The organism is Nocardia sp. CA-290969 (genome assembly GCF_050936135.1).
In the GTDB taxonomy this organism is placed as follows: domain Bacteria; phylum Actinomycetota; class Actinomycetes; order Mycobacteriales; family Mycobacteriaceae; genus Nocardia.
In genome coordinates, this window is the sequence record NZ_JBNJNJ010000001.1 from 2706834 (window position 1) to 2722590 (window position 15757).

Below are 15757 nucleotides of genomic sequence, written 5' to 3' on the forward strand. Positions count from 1 at the left end.
GGGGCGTTCTTCCGGGTGGGTTCTGCCGCTACTGCGGCCTTCGCTCATCTACGGTGGCGATTCCAGGACAACACTCTGAAATCCCCATTGCGCATCAGGTCATCGGCGTCGACACGTGCTCGGCGCCCGCACCACCACGAGGAACCGGCTGCGCGGACCAGTGGCAGCCGGAAACACGACCCCGGGTACGACGAAGTACTCACGTCGTGAGAGCGCGGCGCGCGTAGGCGCGAACATCCGCATCGGGATCGTCGACCGCACCTTTCAGCGCTACGCGCGCCGGTTCGTACCCATTCCAGGCCGCCAGGGTCAGCACCACCGCTTTGCGGACATCCAGGTGCGGGTCGGCGAGCGCCCCGGACAGCGCGGGAATCGCCGTATCCGGCTCGGCGGCGGCCAGGCCCCGGGCCGCACCGACCCGGACCTGCCAGGCGGAATCGCCGAGGGCGGCGACACAGGTGCCGATATCGGCAGCCTCGGCACCGGTTTCGGCGAATGCCGCCAATGCCGCGGCCCGCACCAGTGGATCACGGTCACCGGACAGCACCCGCACGATATCGGCGCCACCGTTGCCGATCGTGGCCAAGCCCTGCGCAACCACGATCCGCACTTCACGGTTGGGGTCGGCGGCGGCGGCCGCGATCGCGTCACGGTCGTCCAGCGACACCAGCGCCCGCACCCCTTCGATACGGACGCGATGGTCCGGATCATCCAGCGCCGCACGGTAATCGGCGGCCGTACCGGCGCGCAGCGCACGCAGCAGGTCGACGACCGCGGCGCGGACGACCGGATCGCCGGAACCCAACCGGTCGGCGAGACCGTCCGCAGAAGGCAGGACCTCCACCAGTTCGCGCAGAGCGGCCGCGGCGGCGGCGCGGACCGTGGCCGCCGGGTCGTCGAGGGACCGCACCAGCAGCGGTACGTAACCGTCGGGGGTGTTCTCGGTGAGCGCCGCGATCGCCGCGACCCGCACCCGTTCGTCGGTATCGCCCAGGTACGCGGCGAGCTCGGCCGCTGTGGGCGCGTCCAGCGCGAGCAACGCGACCAGCCGCGGCGAGGCGGCCGGCGTGGATTCGGTGGCCGGGACCCGGGCCGGCGAGGTCGCGGTATCGGGTGCGCGACGATGCCCGACGAGCTCGGGTGACGCGACGACAACCGGATCCTCCAGCGAGGGCAGATCATCGAGCCCCGGCACGGGCACCAGATACGGTGCGACCGGCCGCTTCACGAACTCCATCTCCCCGTCTGCGCGTTTACGCAGATTGAGGTGATAACGCCACTGCTGATCGTCGCGTTCGGGCAGGTCGGCGCGTTCATGGTAGAGACCCCACCGGGATTCGGTGCGGGTCAGGGAACTGCGGGCAGCCATCTCCGCACAGTCACGGATGAACGACACCTCGACAGCGCGCATCAATTCGTGCGGGGTGCGCGCACCCATCTCGGCGAGATCGCCACGCATCCGTTCGAAGGTCTCTACCGCCAGCGAGAGTTTGGCCGCGGTTTTCGGCGGCGCCACATAATCGTTGACGAAACGACGCAGCTTGTATTCGACCTGCGGCTGCGGCGGCCCGTCCGGGTTACCCAGCGGGTGGTAGACGAATTCGTGGGCGGCGGCGATCTGCTCCGCGGGCAGAGCCTCCGGGACGGGCACCTCCGACAGCGTCCCCGCAGCGTGCGCACCGGCCAGTTCCCCGAAAACGAAGGCGCCGATCATGTAGTTGTGCGGGACGCACGCCAGATCACCGGCCGCATACAAACCCGGGACAGTGGTGCGAGCGTGCTCGTCCACCCACACCCCGGACGCGGAATGCCCACCGCACAAACCGATCTCGGAAATATGCATCTCGATATCGTGGGTGCGGTAGTCGTGGCCGCGATTGGCGTGAAAGGTACCGCGGGTAGGACGTTCGGTGGTGTGCAGGATCCCCTCGAGAGTGCTCAAGGTTTCCTCCGGCAGATGCGAAACCTTCAGATAGATCGGCCCGCGCGCGGAATCGATCTCCCGTTTCACCTCCGCGATCATCTGCCCCGACCAGTAGTCGGAATCCACGAACCGCTCGCCCTGCGCGTTCACCTGGTAACCACCGAACGGGTTCGCGACATACGCACAGGCGGGACCGTTGTAATCCTTGATCAACGGGTTGATCTGAAAACACTCGATCCCGCTGAGCTCCGCGCCCGCGTGGTAGGCCATCGAATAACCGTCACCGGCATTGGTCGGATTCTCGTAGGTGCCGTACAGGTACCCAGACGCCGGCAACCCCAGCCGCCCGCACGGGCCGGTCGCCAGGATCACCGCTTTCGCACCGACGGTGACGAACTCTCCGGTGCGGGTGTTCAGCGCCGCCGCGCCCACCGCCCGGCCGCCCGCAGTGAGCACCCGCACCGGCATCAACCGGTTCTCGATCCGGATCCGCTCCCGGTTCTTACGCTGCCGCAACACCCGGTACAGCGCCTTCTTCACATCCTTGCCCTCGGGCATCGGCAGCACATACGACCCCGACCGGTGCACCCGGCGCACCGCGTACTCCCCGTACTCGTCCTTCTCGAACTTGACGCCGTAACCTTCCAGCCGCTGCACCATGGCGAAACCCCGGGTCGCGGTCTGGTACACGGTTCGCTGATCGACGATCCCGTCGTTGGCACGGGTGATCTCCGCGACGTAATCCTCCGGTTCGGCCTTCCCCGGGATCACCGCATTGTTCACCCCGTCCATCCCCATGGCCAGCGCCCCGGAATGCCGGACATGCGCCTTCTCCAGCAACAGCACGTTCGCGCCGTGCTCGGCGGCGGTCAGCGCGGCCATCGTGCCCGCGGTGCCGCCACCGATGACGAGCACATCGCAGTCGAGACGGACGGTATCGGCGAGATCCGGCGCCGTGAACAGGGCGGGTGCGGTCACGACAGAGCCTCCAGGATTCGGGCACGCTCAGCGCGCCGGTCGGCGGTTTCGCGCGGATTCGGGATATCGACCAGCGCGCGCAGCGGATCCCCGGCCTGCCCGAGCACCGCGACCCGGTCGCCCAGCAGCAACGCCTCGTCCACGTCGTGGGTGACGAACACGACGGTGGTGGGATGGGTACGCCAGGTTTCGATCAGCAGGCGCTGCATGGTGCCGCGGGTCGGGGTGTCGAGAGCACCGAACGGTTCGTCCATCATCACCGCGCGCGGCGCGCCGGCCAGCCCACGCGCCAGCTGCACGCGCTGCCGCATACCGCCGGACAAGCTCTTCGGCAGGAAATCGGCGAAACCGGTGAGCCCGACCTCCTCGATCCACCGATCGGCGGCCGCGCGGCGCCCCGCCTTCGGTTCGCCGCGCAACCGCAGCGCGAGTTCGATATTGGCCCGCACAGTGCGCCACGGCAGCAACGCGTTGTCCTGGAACACGACGGCACGGTCACGGGAGGTGGTGGTCACCGGGTCGCCGTCGGCGAGCACACGGCCCGCGTCGGGGGCCAGCAGCCCGGCCAGAGCGCGCAGCACCGTGGACTTTCCGCAACCGGAAGGACCGGTGAGCACCAGGATTTCACCGGGCCGGACGTCCAGCGACAGGTTCGTGATCACCGGGCCGCCGGTATAGGACAGCGACACAGCGTCCAGGCGCAGGGCCATGCCGTGCTCCCCGGTTTCCGGCTCCGCCTCGCGCGGTATGAGAGTGGTGGTCACCGGAGTACCGTCCTTTCTGCGGAGTTCGTGATCGGGATCCGGCGGGCGCCGGGGCACGGGCGTATCGTCATCGGCTGTTCCCCTCTCCCCGGGGCAGCCAGCGGGTCACCCGGCGGCCGAGCAGTTCGATCGCCGCGGAAGTGCCGAACCCGAGAACACCGATGGTGATGATCCCGACGAACACCCCCGGATAGTCGACGATGGTGTAGGCCTGCCACGTGCGGTAGCCGACACCGAGCCGCCCGGAGATCATCTCCGCGGAGATCAGGCAGATCCAGGCGACCCCGAGACCGACCGACAGCCCGCCGAATATCCCCGGCAGCGCCCCGGGGAACACGACCCGGACCAGCACATCCCAGCGGTTGCCCCCGAGGGTGCGCACCGAGTCCTCCCACAGGGTGGGCAGGGCACGAACCGCGTGCCGGGTACTGACCATGATCGGGAAATAGGCGGCCAAGCCGGTGATGAACACGATGCCGGCCTCGTCGTCGGGGAACAGCAGGATCGCGATCGGCACCACCGCGATCGCCGGGATGGGCCGGGCGAGTTCGGTGAGCGGGCCGAGGATCCCGGCGAACAACCGGGACCGGCCGAGCGCGATCCCGCTCGCGACGCCGAGCACAGTGGCGACGGCGAAACCGGTGAGGATGCGGATCAGCGATTGCGCCAGATCCAGATAGTAGACCTCGGTACCGAGCCGGCGGCCCAACGCGGTGACCACCTCGGTGACTGTGGGCAGGGTGTCGAAACGTAGCCACAGCCGGACGTCGGCGGCGGTCAGCAACTGCCAGATCAGTACGGCACCGGCCACCGAAACAACCCGCAGCGCGCGGTCCGGCCACACCGAGCGGGTGCGGTGCCGGGCACGGGAGCGGTCGCTGTGCAGGGCGGCACCGGCATCGGCGGGAGCGGCGACGGTCACGACCGGACGTCCGCGACGGCCTGGTCGTAGCCGACCGGCTGGGCAGCGGGATGCGCCTGCCGGTAACGACCGGCAGCCGCCGGGGTGGTGAACGCCCGGTAGGTGTCCCCGTCGCGCAACCACACGGCCTTGTCGGCGAACCAGCGGGTGCCCAGTTCGGAATCCACGATGTAGGCGGCGCGGACCGTCTGCCCCTGGGCCCGCGCGGTTTTCACCGCGCGCAGCAGTTCGGTGGGATCACCGGCCGGCCGGGTGGTGTCCTGCCCGTCCAGCCACAATTCCGTACCGGACCCCGTGGTGCGGTTGGCGGGGTCGGCGAGCGCCTTCTCGTAGTCCTGGCCGCGGGCGGCGAACGCGGCGCGGATCAACCGGTCGTCGGCGAAGGCGCCGGTGTCGAGGTCGGCGAAATCACCGATCGACTTCAGATACCGCACATCGTCCTTGAACGCCGCCAGCAGGCTCGGTTTGAGCGTGGTGTCGAACGAGGTGCCGCCGGGACCGTTGTAGAGGTAGACCACCTCCTGCGGCAGGCCCGAACCCTCGGCCACGATCCGCGCCGCCTCCAGCGGTTCCCGCCACAGGAATTCGGTGGCGTCCAGTTGCGCCTGCAGGAACGCGTCGACCACTTCGGGATGCCGAGCGGTGTAATCCTTGCGGGCCACCACACCGTGGAACGTCGGAACATTCAGTTCGGCGCCGTCGTAGAGCAGTTTCGCCTTGTCCTGGAACACCAGCAGGCCCGGCCAGGCCACGAACTGCGACAGCGCGCTCACCTGACCCGATTCCAGGGCCGACGCCCCGACCTGCGGTTGCTGGTTGAGCACCTCCACCCCGCTGACCGGGTCGATCCCCGCGCGGGTGAGTGCCTGCACCAATGTGCCGTGCCCGGCGGAGCCGACGCTGGCGGAAACCTTCTTGCCGGCCAGGTCCGCCAGGCCCGTCGCGGGGGAATCCGGCGGCACCACCACCATGTTCAGCGCACCCTTGGGGTTGTAGCCGGTGACCGAGATGAACTCCGTACGGGAGCGCTCGTTGGCCTGGGTACGCGACCCGTTGATCAGCAGCGGGTAATCGCCCATCGACCCGATATCGATCTTCTCCGCCACCATCTGCGCGGTGATCGGGGCGCCGGTGTCGTAGTCCTGCCATTCGACCTCATAGGCCGGCCCACCCTCTTCGGTGAGCCGCGCCAGACGCTGCTCCAGATAGCCCTGGGCGCGCAGTAGAGTGCCCGCGGTGACGGTGTTGATCGTTTTGGACTGGTATCCGACGACGACGCGCACGGTATCGCCGGCGGTGGCGTCTTCCAGCGAGCACCCGGTGAGGGCGAGCGCCCCGGCGGCCAGCACGGCGGTCAGGCGTTTCAATGTGGACATGATGGGTCTCTACCTCAGGAGATACGGCATGTTGACGGTGACGGCGCCCGTGGGACAGTGGGCGGCGCAGGGGCCGCAGTACCAGCATTCGTCGACGTGCATGAACGCTTTACCGTTGTCCGGATTGATCGCGAGGGAGTCGAGCGGGCAGATCTCGACGCACAGGGTGCAGCCTTCGATGCACAGGGATTCGTCGATGGTCACCGGAATATCGGTGCGCTGGTTCGCCAGAGCCATCTACAGGACCTTCCATTCGGGGATCGCGCGGGAGAGGCTGCCGCGCAGCGTGATCCGGTCACCGCGCATCCGGATGTATTCGAGATCGACGGGTGTGCCGTCGTCGAGGCGGGTGAGGCGTTCGAGCATCAGCAGGGGCGCGCCGTCGGGGACATCGAGGGTCGCGGCGGTGTGCCGGTCGGCGGGAATCGCCTCCACCGTCAGATCCGCAGAACCGAGGGACTGTCCGCTGAGCTGTTCGAGGAGCACGAACACATCGGTGTGGGCGAGATCGTGGTCGAGGACGCGGGCACCGATCTCGGGGGCGAGATAGGTGAGGTCCAGGCTCAGCGGACGGTCGCCGAGATAGCGCAACCGTTCCAGGTACACGACCTGCTCGCCCGGCGCGAGTCCGAGCCGCCGCGCGACCGCCGGCGGTGCGGTGATCGGCTGACCCGCCCGCACCTCGTTGCGGACCGTACCCCGGCCCTCCAAGGTCTCCTGCAGCCCCAGCAGCGCATCCAAGCCGTGATCGAATTTCCGGGCGGCCACCCTGGTGCCGAGCCGGGGTGCGCGGTCGATAAGCCCCTCGTCGCGTAGCAGAGCCAGCGCGTCCCGGATCGTATTACGGGAGGTCCGGTGCTCCGCCGCCAGTTGCTGCTCCCCGGGCAGCGTATCGCCGACGGTTCCCGCGTGGATCTGGTGACGCAGGATATCGGCGACCCGCCTCGCCTGGTCCGCACGCAGCCGGCGGACGGTCGCCCCGCCGCCCGCCCGCTCGCTGTTCATCTCGCTGACCTGCATGAACGGTGACGATAGCGGCGTTCCCCGGTACTTCCCGGCGGGCGCCGAACCGGTTCGCAGATGCGGGTCCGCAATACGCCGGGTCACCGATCGCGCGACCAGCGTGGACGGGACAGTTCACGGCCATTGCGCCACCCGGCCCAGTGGATACTCCGGTTGGGATCACCCCGATTCGAATGATCCGCTCGCGGTCATCTGCGCGGCGACGAAGAAGTATCTGTCCTTGTCTTTGATTGATTTCAGCGTTTACTCCGAATGGGTAGCTCTGCCAAGGCAGATGAGGATACATAGTTAGATGCGCATATCTAGGTATCGCCAACTATTTCAGGACGTGTTCGCGGCACCGGTTTCGAGCTCATGGCCCGACGGCAAACCGTACCGGGGGCAGCCCGTTCTCGGAGTGCCACTTATCCGCTCGGCGAACGGAGCACTGCCGCTCCCCCGTTCCCCCGATCACCGGCGACTCGGCCATCTCGCGCTTCGCCGTCGGCTCGGCCTGCCCTCCCCCGATAGGCGGGAAGGGGGGGCGAGTATCCGTTCTGTCGCCGATCCGGCGGCACCCGGCCGCAGTGCGCATCCATTGCCCGATTGCGATCCCCGGCGAGCTTCGCGGCCGCCGGACGCTGTCAGTCCGGCAGACCCTCGGCGAGCCGGGCCAGGCCGGGCAGGACCTTGTCACGCCAACCGGGACCCATCCGGCCGTAGGCGTCGCGGCTCTTGTGCTCGGCGAGGTCGAAACCGGAGTGGTCGAGGTGCAGCAGGGTTCCGTTGTCCTGGGGTGTCAACTGCCAGGCCAGGGTCCAGTTCTCGTTGAAGGTGTAGACGAAGCGGCGTTCCGGGTCGACTTCCACGACCTCGCAGGGAATGGAACCCCAGCCGGGCATCTCGAGGTGGAAGCGGTGGCCGACGGTCGCGGCGATATCGCCGGGCGCCCACCACTTCCCGTGCAGTTCCGGATCGGTGAGCGCCCGCCACACCTTCGCGGGCGGCGCGGCGATGAACTGGTCCAGCGAGATGGTCGGATGATCGGCGTCGGTACTGTTCACGGGTTCTTCCTCCACGAGCTCTGCGAGTGTGCGCAACCGGCTGCGCCAGAAGCGTTCGAACGGATGGACCCACGCACTGACCTCAGCGAGCGGGGCGGCGATCAGGTGATAACACCGGTGCCGGCCGACCGCTTCGTCCCGGACCAGCCCGGCTCGCCGCAGCACCTGGAGATGCTCGGCTACCGCGGGGCGGCTCAGCTCGAACAGCCCGGCCAGGCTTCCGGCCGTCCGCGGGCCGTCGGCGAGCACTTCCAGCAACCGCCGGCGTACCGGGTTGGACAACGCGAGAAACACCTCATCGTGGGCCACGACCTCAAATTATGTCGGAAGTACCCGACATGTCAACTTTATCCGACGCTTTTTGCCGATGACCACACATGACCGACACGGAGGTAGTGGAGCGCAGGGGGTCCGTACGGCCGAACGCACGGTCGACGCGGCAGGCCGACCGTGCGTTCGGCCTGCGCGACAGCCCGGATCGCGTATCACCGGCATATGGGAAGCTCGACGACGAATCGCGCGCCCCCCGACGCATCGTCCTCGACACGGATCTCGCCACCATGGCGCTCGACGACATCGCGCACGATGGCCAAGCCCAGGCCGGCGCCTCCCTCATCGCGGCTGCGGGCATCGTCGAGCCGGACGAAACGCTGGAAGATCCGATTCCGGTCGGCTGCCGGCACGCCGGGGCCGTCGTCGGCCACCACCAGGACGGCCCGGCCGGCCGCCTGCCCGAGTGTCACCCGGACCACCGTGGCAGCGTGGCGCTGCGCATTGTCGACGAGATTGCCCAGCACGCGGGCGATCTGGGTACCGCTACCGGTGATCGGGAGCGATTCCGCGGCCGGCTCGGATTCGACCGGGACCCGGTCGCCCACGCGCCGGGCGAGCTCGCCGGCGATCAAGGCCGCGAGGTCCATCCGCTCGGTCCGAGGCTTCTCACCGGCGTCGAGCCGGGCCAACAGGAGCAGGTCGGCCGCCAGATGTTCCAGACGGACGGTGTCGCCCAGCAATCCGTCCAGCTCCAGCAGTCCCGGATGCGCCTGCGCGACTTCCAGCTGGGTCCGCAGGCTGGCGATCGGGCTGCGCAGCTCGTGCGCGGCATCGGCGATGAACCGGCGCTGCCGTTCCGACGTTTCCTCCAGCGCCGCCAGCGTGTCGTTGGTGGTCGCCGCGAGTCTGGCGATCTCGTCCCGCGAGGCCGGTTCCGGTACCCGGCGGGACAGATCACCGTGCATGATCTCGGCGAGCTCGCTCCGGATCGCCTCGACCGGCCGCAATGCGCGGCGGGTGACCAGCCAGGTCACCGCGGCCACCACGACGAGAAGCGGCAGCAGTCCGAGGAGCATGGCCTGCCGGGCGTCGGCGACCGCGCTGTCGGCCGTGTCGAGGGAGGCGCCGGCATAGATGGTGACCGGCCTGCCGCCGGGGGCAGTGCTCGCGAGCGCGGCGACCCGGTAGTTCTCCGGAGCCGACGCATCACCGACGGTCAGCCGCGCATCACCGAGGATCGCCTCGGTGCTCGACGGCACCGGGGTGGCGGTGTCACCTACCGTCGGCCCGGAAGCGGTATGCGCTGCGCCGGCACCGGCCGCGGGCGCGCTGTTCTCACCGGCGTCGGCTTCGACTTCCCCGTCGTCTTCGTCCTCGTCGTCCTCGTTGTCCTCGTTGTCCTCAGCGTCGTCGTCCTCGCCGTCGTCGTCCTCCTCGCCGCTGTCCGCCGCGGTCGAATAGGGTCCGAAGTCCGCCATCGGACCCCGGCCGAGGAGTTCACCCTCGGCCGCGAGCACGTGACCGTCCGTGGCGACGATCTGTACCGGTTCGTCGTCGGGGTCGGGGAAGCGCAGAGCCGTGAGGCCGGTACCGCGTTCCAATTGACCGGCGATCTGGCGGGCGGTGTTCTCGGCCTGGACACCGGCACTGTCGACGAGATTGTGCCGGAGCGAGGTGAGCACGAGCAGACCCGCGGCGGTCAACGCCACGGCCACCACAGCGGTGGCCGATGTGGTGGTGCGGGCCCGGACCGAACTCCACCGTGACCGCGTACGGCGGGCGCGTTCAGCCACGATCGCCCGCCAACCGATAGCCCGCCCCGCGGACGGTCAGAATACTGCGCCGGCCGAACGGTGCGTCGATCTTGCGGCGCAGAGTGCTGATGTACACCTCGACGATGTTCGGGTCGCCGTCGTAGGCGAAATCCCAGACATGGCGCAGGATATCGGCCTTGGACACCACCTCACCCGCCCGCATCGCCAAATGTTCGAGCACCGCGAATTCCTTGGCGGTGAGCGGGACATCGCAGTCGCCGCGGCGGCAGGTATGAGTGCCGGGATCCACGATCAGGTCGCCGATGCGCAGCGTCCGGGCACCGCCGCGAGTTCGCCGGCGCAGCAGCGCGTGGATACGGGCCAGCAGCACCACATACGAAAACGGTTTGCGCAGATAGTCGTCCGCACCGGTGTCGAGTCCCTCGGCCTCGTCGTACTCGCCGTCTTTGGCCGTGAGCATCAGGACCGGGGTCTCGTCGCCGGCCGCGCGCAGGGTGGAGCACACGCGATAGCCGTTCATTCCGGGCAGCATGATGTCGAGAATGATCAGGTCGTAGTCGGCGCTGGTGGCGCGGTGCAGCCCCGTGACCCCGTCGTGCACGACATCGACGGCGAAACCTTCGGCGGACAGGCCCTTTGCCAGGGTGAGAGCGAGACGCTTCTCGTCCTCCACGATCAGCAGACGCATCGTCCCAGAGTGACAGAACTTTGCTGAAACGATCTTCAGGTCGCTTCAGGTCGTCTTCAGCGTCGCTTTGCCACAGTGGTGAACGCATCCAGGACACTCACCTACACAGGAGTTTTCACCATGGGAACAATTATTCGCAATGCGGTCGCCGGGCTGCGCCGGCTCCTCGTCGGCGTCGCGGTCGCGGCCGTCGTGGCCGGCGCCTGCCTCGCCGTCTCGGGGGTAGCCCTCGGAGCGGGAGCGCACGAGCGTATCGCCGCGGCCGCCGGGCCGGCAGTGGAATGGAGCCTGGTATCGGCTCCCGGAATCGACCGGCAGCAGGCGATGGACGCCGCGGTGGCCGCGGTCCCCGGCAGCCGGGCCGTGTCGGCGGAATTCGATACGGAACACCGGGTCGCGGCCTGGGAAGTGGAGGTGGTGACACCACAGGGGGTGGAGTTCGAGGTCACCATCGATGCGGACACCGGTGAAGTTCTCGGCACCGTCGACCACGACTGACCGGCAACGGGCCACCCGGCCCGGGATCGCCGCTGATCCACCTCGAGCGAAGACCAGCCGGCCGGCGGACCGGAGCGCCGCGGCCACGGGGTTGTAGTGACCGGCACCCGACAGCACCGCTCGGCCCACCGGCCGAGCGGTGCGGCTCCGCCTACCGGCGGGCGTAACGGGCCGGCTCGCTGCCCGGCACCGGGGCGACCGAGTCGCGTGCGACCAGGTGCCGCAGGTGCGCCGCCGCCTCCGACAGCGCCATAGTCTTGGCCATGGGCGACAGGTCCGTCCACGGCTTGTACCACTGCATGCGCTCGGCCACCTGCCACACCGTGAGCTGATCGTTACCGAAGGCCTTGGACAAGTGTTCCAGTCGCTGTTCGTGGTGGTCGATCAATTCGGCGGCGCGACCCGCCACATCGCCGATGGGGAGCCCGTGAGCGCCCAGCCCCCGGGTGACGTTCATCGATTGCACCCGGCGCAGCGAATCCATGAACTGGGCCAACGGGTCCCGCTCCTCGAGCGGGTAGAGGTAATTGCCGATATGCGGTGTCGTCTTCTGCAGGACATGGTCGCCGGTGAACATCACGTCGGCGTCCTCGAGGTAGAAGCACACGTGGCCGGGAGTGTGGCCCGGGGTGTACACCGCGCGCAGGTCGCGACCGGTCAACGCGATGCGTTCATCGTCGGCCAGAGTGCGATCCGGGGCCGAGTCCCGGCCCACCGGAACCTCCCCCGTCTCGGCGTGCCGGTATGCCTGCAGGTCGGCCCGGCCGGCGCCGGCGCGGGCCATGTTCGCGACCTGAGCGTCCAGCCACGCGGTATCCCGCTCGGCCGACATCTGTGTGAACAGTTCATGATCCGCTTCGTGCATCGCAATCCACGCACCCGAGGCTTCCCGGACGCGACCACACAAGCCGCTGTGGTCCGGGTGGAAATGGGTGACAACCACGCCTTCGACGTCCGCCACCGAATGGCCGATCATCTCCAGCCCCGATGTGAGCCCCTCCCAGGCGTTGTCGTCGTACCAGCCGGCATCGACGAGCACCAGACCACCCGGCGACTCCAGCGCATACACCAGGGTGTGCCCGAGAGGGTTGTCCGTGATCGGAACCTGGATCCGGTAGATGCCGTCACCGACAGATTGCGCGCTGTTCACCCCTACCACCTTAATTCCTTAGGCGAGGCAATCACTCCTCGCATCCGGTAGCCGAGCGCAGCTCGCGGGTGCAGCCCTCGAGCTCCGGCAGACCCGGCGACCTACCGATCGGCCGCTGAAGGGCCGGAGCCGGCCGCCTTCGGTTCGGGACACTCCGGGTTCGTCTTGACCTGGAGCGCTCTCCAGGTCGTAGCGTGTGAGCGACCGATCACCGACCATCACAAGGGGATGACGTATGGAACTCGGCATACACGTACCGATCTTCGAGATCGACGGCGGCACACCCGCGATAGCCGGGGAGCTGGCGCGCGTGGGCGCGGCGGCCGAACTGGCGGGCGCGACCTGGTTGTCGTTCATGGACCATTTCTTCCAGATCGAACCCACGGGGTTGCCCGCGGAAGCGAACATGCTGGAGGGCTACACCAGTCTCGGGTTCATGGCCGCGCACACCTCCGAAATCGAGCTGGGGCTGCTGGTCACCGGAGTGACCTATCGGCATCCGGGGCTGCTCGCCAAAACCGTCACGACCTTGGACGTCCTGTCCGGGGGGCGGGCGGCGCTGGGTATCGGCGCGGCGTGGTTCGAACGCGAACACCATGGGCTGGGGGTGCCGTATCCGCCGGTACCCGAGCGGTTCGACCGGCTGGAGGAGACGCTGCGGATCTGCGCGCAGATGTGGGACCCGGACAACAACGGGCCGTTCGACGGCAAGTACTACCAGCTCGCCGAGACCCTGTGCGCGCCGCAGCCGCTACATCGGCCGAAGGTGCTGATCGGCGGTGGCGGGGAGAAACGCACCCTGCGGCTGGTGGCCCGCTACGGCGACGCCTGCAACCTGTTCGCCTCGAGCACCGACGAGGTCGCACACAAACTCGATGTGCTGCGCCGCCACTGCGACGATGTGGGCACCGATTACGAGCGGATCCGCAAGACCGTACTGGCGGGCAGCCCCGACCCGGCCGCGCTCGACGATTTCGTGCGGCAAATGGCCGGTTACGCCGACCTCGGGGTGCATACCGCGATCGTGATGCCGCCGGGTGGGTCGCCGGCGGCCTGGATCGACAGCGTGGCCCCGGTCGTGCCGCGACTCGCCGACCTCTGACGGCGGCGGTGGCGGGTCAGAACCGGGAGCGGCGGAATCCGCCTTCGGAATCGATCACCTGACCCACCACCCAGCGGCCGTCGTCGGAGACCAGCCATTCGATGAGCCGCGCCGGATCATCGGGGGTGCCGGCGCGGCCGCGGGGGAAGGCGGCGTGGACCGCGTCGACGAAGTCCTGATCCAGATCGGTGCTGCGGGGGTCGAGGAAACCGGTGTCGACCGGGCCCGGGTTGACGGTGTTCAGGACGATGCCGCGTTCGATCAGTTCCGCCGCGACCGTGGCGGTCATCCCGGCCAGGACCGATTTGGCCGCGCCGTAGGCGATTTCGCCGCGCATCGGGCCCAGGTGCTGGCCGGAGGTCAGCCAGATCACCCGGCCCCGGTCGGTGATCTCGTCGCGTTCGGGCCGGTACTGTTTCGCGAACGCCTGGGTGAGCAGCAGCACCGAGCGGGCGTCCACCGCCCAGTGCCCGTCGAGGGTGGCGGCGTCGATCTCGAACAGGGTGCCGTCTCCACCGCTGCGCGCGTGATTGGCGACCAGGATGTCGACGTGCCCGTATTCCGCGACCGCGGTGTCGACGGCCTGCTGCCCGGCGGCGGGGTCGGCGAAATCGATACTCAGGTCGGCGAGGCGGGGTGCGGCGGACAAGCCTGCCCGCACGGCCTCGAGGTCATCGGCACCCCAGGGTTGCGTGTCGTCGTGCGGAACCCAGTGGGTGAGGAACAGGTGAGCGCCGCGGGCGGCGAGACGGCGGGCGACGGCGTAGCCGATACCGCCGCGACGACTCACACCCGTGACGAGGGCGACGCGTCCGGAAAGGTCAGGTGCGGAATTCATCGCCGCTCATCGGACCATCCGCAGCGGATAGTCGCAACCCACGGTTCGGCCACACCGAGCGGCACGGATCCGGTCGCGGTACAGGGTGGGATATCGGAGCGATGCGCTCACCGCAGAGGGCTCAGGGAGTTTTGGCGAACCGGGCCGCCGATATCGCGACCCGGGCAGATCGGAAATGCCTGCCGCCCGATCGCAGTCGGCCAAGGCTACGCGGGTGGCCTCGCGGAACTGGTGACAGATCACGGAATCACAGTGACCGACGAACGGCCGGCATCATCCCCGCGCAGCCCTGGCCATATCCCACCGTCTGCCGCCGCCGTCGATATCCGCACTGCCCGTGGGGAAGAGAAGCTGTCGCTGAAAAAACGCGCCGAGCTGGACCTCCGCAAACACGAAGTGGCCAAGGTACTACTCGGGAAGGGAATCTGCAGCGTCCGCGCCCGGGTGGTACTTGTGTTCGAGGTGATATCGGCGAATTCGAACGGATCCGTGCGCAGGTTGTAGAGCTTGGGCAGCCGCAGATGGACGAACGGTTCGGCCCACACCTGCAGGGTGCCCGGGCACCGTTGCTCGAGGAAGACCGCCTTCCAGTTCTCGAACCGCATGGCGATCAGGTCGCCGTCGTCGGAGAAGTAGAAGAAACCGCGTCGCGGGCTCGTCTCGACTTCGCCGGTGAGATACGGCAGCAGGTTGAAACCGTCGATATGCACCTTGTACTCGGTCTTGCCGTCGGCACCGGCGAAGTGACCCTTCTTCAGTTTTTCGACGATATCCGGTTCGCCCGCCGCGGCCAGCAGCGTCGGTAACCAATCGTGGTGCTGGATGATGTCGTTGGACACCGAGCCGGCCGCGATCTTCCCCGGCCAGCGGATCATTTCCGGGACCCGGAACGCACCCTCCCAGTTGGTGTCCTTCTCACTGCGGAACGGGGTCATACCCCGTCCGGCCAGGTGTTGCGGTGCGGGCCGTTATCGGTGGAGTAGATGACGATGGTGTCCTCGGCGATACCGAGTTCGTCGAGCACATCGAGCACGGTGCCGACATTGTTGTCGTGGTCGATCATGGCGTCGTGGTAGGACGACTGCCACAGCCCGGCCTGGCCGCGGCTCTCGGGCTTCACATGGGTGTAGAGGTGCATATGGGTGAAATTGCACCAGACGAAGAACGGATTCCCCTCCGCGTGCTGCCGCTTGATGTAATCGACTGTGGCATCGGCGATATCGTCGTCGATGGTCTCCATCCGCTTCGCATTCAGCGGACCGGTGTCCACAATGCTCTGCTTACCGACCGGCCCGAACCTCGGATCGTCGGGTTCGGTGGAGACCTCGGGGGTCGCCTTGCACCGGAGTACACCGCGGGGCAGCGCGAATTCGTGCAGCCGGGGGAACCGGTCGGCGGGGTGC

13 protein-coding genes and 2 pseudogenes are annotated in these 15757 nt (G+C 68.2%); 2 read left to right on the top strand and 13 right to left on the bottom strand.

Features of this window, described 5'->3' with window-relative positions:
• Nucleotides 1-199 precede the first annotated feature (199 nt).
• The 10 genes and pseudogenes from ACQEVO_RS12555 to ACQEVO_RS12600 form a co-directional block, all read right to left on the bottom strand.
• On the bottom strand, nt 200-2902 hold the full coding sequence (locus ACQEVO_RS12555; protein WP_432912449.1) for a fumarate reductase/succinate dehydrogenase flavoprotein subunit: 2703 nt from the start codon (nt 2900-2902) through the stop codon (nt 200-202).
• On the bottom strand, nt 2899-3612 hold the full coding sequence (locus ACQEVO_RS12560; protein ID WP_432922625.1) for an ABC transporter ATP-binding protein: 714 nt from the start codon (nt 3610-3612) through the stop codon (nt 2899-2901). Before ACQEVO_RS12560 ends, ACQEVO_RS12555 begins: the two co-directional genes overlap by 4 nt.
• Nucleotides 3613-3733: 121 nt before the next feature.
• The gene (locus tag ACQEVO_RS12565; protein WP_432922628.1) at nt 3734-4552 is read right to left on the bottom strand and encodes an ABC transporter permease; all 819 of its coding nucleotides are present in this window, start codon (nt 4550-4552) and stop codon (nt 3734-3736) included.
• 32 nt (nt 4553-4584) lie between these two features.
• Nucleotides 4585-5964: an ABC transporter substrate-binding protein gene (locus ACQEVO_RS12570; protein ID WP_432912452.1), complete on the bottom strand. Its 1380-nt coding sequence runs from the start codon at nt 5962-5964 to the stop codon at nt 4585-4587.
• A gap of 9 nt (nt 5965-5973) precedes the next feature.
• Complete coding sequence (locus tag ACQEVO_RS12575) at nt 5974-6201, bottom strand: 4Fe-4S dicluster domain-containing protein (protein WP_432912455.1); 228 nt, start codon at nt 6199-6201, stop codon at nt 5974-5976.
• Nucleotides 6202-6984 (bottom strand): GntR family transcriptional regulator, encoded by a 783-nt coding sequence (locus tag ACQEVO_RS12580; RefSeq protein ID WP_432912458.1) that lies wholly within the window; start codon nt 6982-6984, stop codon nt 6202-6204.
• Nucleotides 6985-7610: 626 nt separating this feature from the next.
• Complete coding sequence (locus ACQEVO_RS12585; protein ID WP_432922631.1) at nt 7611-8030, bottom strand: SRPBCC family protein; 420 nt, start codon at nt 8028-8030, stop codon at nt 7611-7613.
• Between the two features lie 6 nt (nt 8031-8036).
• Nucleotides 8037-8339 (bottom strand): annotated as a pseudogene (locus ACQEVO_RS12590) (metalloregulator ArsR/SmtB family transcription factor); the annotation flags it as partial.
• A 176-nt stretch (nt 8340-8515) separates the two neighbouring features.
• Nucleotides 8516-10096, bottom strand: a complete 1581-nt coding sequence (locus ACQEVO_RS12595) for a sensor histidine kinase (protein WP_432912461.1) — start codon at nt 10094-10096, stop codon at nt 8516-8518.
• Nucleotides 10089-10766 (bottom strand): response regulator, encoded by a 678-nt coding sequence (locus ACQEVO_RS12600; protein ID WP_432912464.1) that lies wholly within the window; start codon nt 10764-10766, stop codon nt 10089-10091. Before ACQEVO_RS12600 ends, ACQEVO_RS12595 begins: the two co-directional genes overlap by 8 nt.
• A gap of 120 nt (nt 10767-10886) precedes the next feature.
• Here ACQEVO_RS12600 and ACQEVO_RS12605 point away from each other — a divergent pair, with 120 nt between their 5' ends.
• Nucleotides 10887-11264 carry a PepSY domain-containing protein gene (locus tag ACQEVO_RS12605; RefSeq protein ID WP_432912466.1) on the top strand — a complete coding sequence of 126 codons (378 nt, stop codon included), beginning with the start codon at nt 10887-10889 and terminating at the stop codon, nt 11262-11264.
• Nucleotides 11265-11415: 151 nt separating this feature from the next.
• Here the strand turns inward: ACQEVO_RS12605 and ACQEVO_RS12610 are convergent, their stop codons facing one another.
• Complete coding sequence (locus ACQEVO_RS12610; protein ID WP_432912468.1) at nt 11416-12414, bottom strand: MBL fold metallo-hydrolase; 999 nt, start codon at nt 12412-12414, stop codon at nt 11416-11418.
• A gap of 235 nt (nt 12415-12649) precedes the next feature.
• On the opposite strand from ACQEVO_RS12610, the gene ACQEVO_RS12615 reads away from it, so the two are divergent.
• Nucleotides 12650-13516 carry an LLM class F420-dependent oxidoreductase gene (locus ACQEVO_RS12615; protein ID WP_432912470.1) on the top strand — a complete coding sequence of 289 codons (867 nt, stop codon included), beginning with the start codon at nt 12650-12652 and terminating at the stop codon, nt 13514-13516.
• 16 nt (nt 13517-13532) lie between these two features.
• Here the strand turns inward: ACQEVO_RS12615 and ACQEVO_RS12620 are convergent, their stop codons facing one another.
• Nucleotides 13533-14354, bottom strand: a complete 822-nt coding sequence (locus ACQEVO_RS12620; protein WP_432912472.1) for an SDR family oxidoreductase — start codon at nt 14352-14354, stop codon at nt 13533-13535.
• 452 nt (nt 14355-14806) lie between these two features.
• A pseudogene (locus tag ACQEVO_RS12625) lies at nt 14807-15747 on the bottom strand (sulfatase-like hydrolase/transferase); the annotation flags it as partial.
• Between the last annotated feature and the right edge of the window lie 10 nt (nt 15748-15757).